Genomic DNA, 3,175 nt, shown 5'->3' with positions numbered 1-3,175 from the left:
AATCTTATCCTAATTTTGTGTAAATTTAATTAAAATATTTTAATAAAAATCTATCTTTTTTATGCATAACTTATACAATTGGTCAAAATTTCGGATTCTCCCAAAATTTGTTATTTTATGAGGCTACATATGCCAAAGGCACAAAAACTTACTTTAGCGGTTTTGATTAATGCCGCGTTAATCACCTCAACATATGCTAGCGAACAAAGCGAAGCAAAAGGATTTGTTGAAGATGCCAATGGGGATGTTTTATTCCGTACTGGTTATCTAACTCGTGATAAGAAAAATGGTGTTGAAGACACTAGTTCATACGCACAAACAGCTATGCTCAAACTCGACTCAGGTTTCACTAAAGGGGTCGTTGGTTTTGGAGCGGGTATTATTGGTGATGCCTCTTTTAAACTAGGTCCAAACCATAATGCTGGTAATGGCATGATCCCTCGCGAACGCCTAAATGGCGTAGATGGCACTGGTGATACATATGATCACTGGACACGTGGTGGCGGTTATGTAAAAGCGCGCGTTTCTAACACAACTGTAACTTACGGTACACAAATTCTAGATTTGCCAGTTCTTGCGAGCAACACAGCACGTTTAGTACCTGAATATTTTGAAGGTGTTTTAGCAAACAGCCGTGAAATTAAAGGTTTAGAAGTTACTGTTGGTAAATTTACCAAAAACCAATATTCTGACCAGATTAAATCTGACGGTAACGAATTAGATAGCGCTGTAGTTTGGGGCGCTAAATATAAAGTAAACGATCAATTGAATACAGCCTATTATGGTACTGATATTAAAGATCGTTTAGAGCGTCATTATGCAAATGTGAACTATAAACAAGCGTTAGCAAATAATAGTTCATTAACCTATGATTTCAGTGGTTACCATACCGATTGGGATCGTCAAGCGAATAAGAGCTTATATTCTTATATCGGTTCAGCAAATGATGAATACCAGAACTCAATCTGGGCAATTTCAACAACATACAATACTGGTCCACATACAGTCATGTTCGCTTACCAACAGAACAGTGGTAATGCAGGTTATGACTATGGTTTAGGTAAAGGTGTTGGTGATGGTCATCAAACAATTTACTTACCAAATTCATATCTATCTGACTTCATTGGTAATGGTGAAAAATCAGCGCAACTGCAATACAATTTAGATTTCGGCAGCTTTGGTGTGCCAGGTTTAAGTTGGACAACAGCATTTGTATATGGCTGGGATATTAATACCAGTGCAGCAGTTACAGATCTGAATGACAACGTGATTGCACGTGTTCGTACTACAGATAACTCAACTGAACGTGAATTCTTTAACCAAGTGAAATACACGGTTCAATCAGGCTTTGCCAAAGATACTAGCTTACGTGTACGTCATTCATATTATCGCGCAAGTGATGCTTACCAAGCAGGAACTTACATCGGTGATACCAACGAATGGCGTATTTGGCTTGATATTCCTGTGAAATTTTTCTAATTCGCAGCAATTCAAGCAATAAAAAACTCCATTCAACTGAATGGAGTTTTTTATTGCGCTCAACTTTAAATCATAAAATTAAGGTAAATCTGAAAATTATTTTTTAGCAGCTTCGATTGCTTTCAATACTTCAGCTTTTGCAACGTCAGCACCTTCCCACCCGCTGATTTTTACCCATTTACCAGGCTCTAAATCTTTATAGTGTGCGAAGAAGTGCTCAACTTGGCTAATCAATAAAGGTGGAAGATCTGTGTATTCTTTCACATCTTTATAGAGAGGAGATAACTTCTCATGTGGAACTGCGATGAGTTTCGCATCGATACCACCATCATCTTCCATTTTTAATTTACCCACTGGGCGGCAACGGATTACTGAACCCGCAGCAACAGGATGTGGAGTTACAACAAGTACGTCTAATGGGTCACCATCTTCAGATAATGTATTTGGTACATAACCATAGTTAGCTGGGTAGAACATTGCTGTACCCATGAAACGGTCTACAAATAACGCATCAGAATCTTTATCGATTTCGTATTTGATTGGCGCTGCATTTGCAGGAATCTCAATGATGACATAGATGTCATTTGGTGCGTCTTTACCCGCAGGAATATTGCTATAACTCATATCAACACTCGTTTATCTTGTGAACTTAGATGTAAATCCGACAGATTATAGCGTGAATACCATAAAAATGATGCTAGATATGCTGAGCGTTAATGAATTTTATACTCAACATCGATTTAGGTCAGTTTAATCGTAATCACAAACAGTAAAATTGGACAAAATATTGAAAAAAACCAAATAATCGAACGTAAAGTGGCTAGATTCGCTAAATAACAGATACCATAAATAATGCGAAATACGATATATGCCCAGCCTAAGCTCAGAATAAATTTCTCAGGCACAACCATATATTCAGCCATTAAAATTGCAGCAATAAATAAGGGTAAACTTTCAAAACTATTCTGTTGTACTGCATTGGCTCTGGCAGCTAGACCTGTCGTTTTCGCCAAAAATTCACGCGGATTCTGATTATCCTTTGCTTGGAAGCCACCTTTTGCTTTTGCAATTAAGGTAAAAACATATGGCAATAAACACGCAACGATAAGAATCAATATAATGCCGCTAATACCTTGCATGCTGATATCCATCATTTGAAGTTCTTGTGATCATGCTATCATAACTTATAATTTATCAAACTTTCATTTGTGCTTGTTCAACAAGCACTGCTTTTATATATTTTGCTAGTTTTCTTTGATTCAATCTCAAGGTCATGTTATGCCAGCTCAAGATCAAAACAAATTGTTTGATGTTCTTGCTCAACAACGACAGCATCAGCTTTTAGTTGACCGCGTACTCAAAGTAGTGTTGCCCATCATCGCATTTCTACTCAGCGTGATTTGTGCAAACTACAATTGGCAATCTACGCTTGGCACCTTTGTCATTCTCATTATTGCTTTTTATGCTGTGGGGATCTACCGCTTAACACTCTGGCATTGGCTTATCGTTATTGTGGTATATACCCTTATTGACAACTACTTTAGCTTCAATGGTATCAATCAAACCCGATTAGTTTTTCAGCTAATATCCATGGTCGTTTTTGTTGGCATTGTCGGTATTGGACGGCCTTATATCGATCGTTGGTTGATGAAGTCAAATAGTAGTCAATAAACCCAAATAAAAAACGCCACAATTG

At 37.4% G+C, this 3,175-nt stretch carries 4 protein-coding genes; 2 read left to right on the top strand and 2 right to left on the bottom strand.

Translation table 11 applies throughout. The annotated features are described in order from the left end of the window. The first annotated feature begins 129 nt into the window (after nt 1-129). Nucleotides 130-1,479: an OprD family outer membrane porin gene (locus AAV96_RS00345; protein WP_046737874.1), complete on the top strand. Its 1,350-nt coding sequence runs from the start codon at nt 130-132 to the stop codon at nt 1,477-1,479. A 96-nt stretch (nt 1,480-1,575) separates the two neighbouring features. On the opposite strand, the gene ppa is transcribed toward AAV96_RS00345, so the two are convergent. Both ppa and AAV96_RS00335 read right to left on the bottom strand, forming a co-directional pair. After that, complete coding sequence (gene ppa / locus AAV96_RS00340) at nt 1,576-2,103, bottom strand: inorganic diphosphatase (RefSeq protein ID WP_046737873.1); 528 nt, start codon at nt 2,101-2,103, stop codon at nt 1,576-1,578. A gap of 116 nt (nt 2,104-2,219) precedes the next feature. Beyond that, complete coding sequence (locus AAV96_RS00335) at nt 2,220-2,618, bottom strand: MAPEG family protein (protein WP_005218756.1); 399 nt, start codon at nt 2,616-2,618, stop codon at nt 2,220-2,222. Between the two features lie 139 nt (nt 2,619-2,757). Here AAV96_RS00335 and AAV96_RS00330 point away from each other — a divergent pair, with 139 nt between their 5' ends. Beyond that, nucleotides 2,758-3,150, top strand: coding sequence for a hypothetical protein (locus AAV96_RS00330; protein ID WP_046737872.1), 393 nt, complete (start codon nt 2,758-2,760; stop codon nt 3,148-3,150). Nucleotides 3,151-3,175 lie beyond the last annotated feature (25 nt).

It is taken from the genome of Acinetobacter sp. AG1, assembly GCF_001005525.1.
Lineage (GTDB): Bacteria > Pseudomonadota > Gammaproteobacteria > Pseudomonadales > Moraxellaceae > Acinetobacter > Acinetobacter modestus.
The sequence above is the reverse complement of the archived record's forward strand: the minus strand, read 5'-3'. Positions and strand labels throughout refer to the sequence as shown.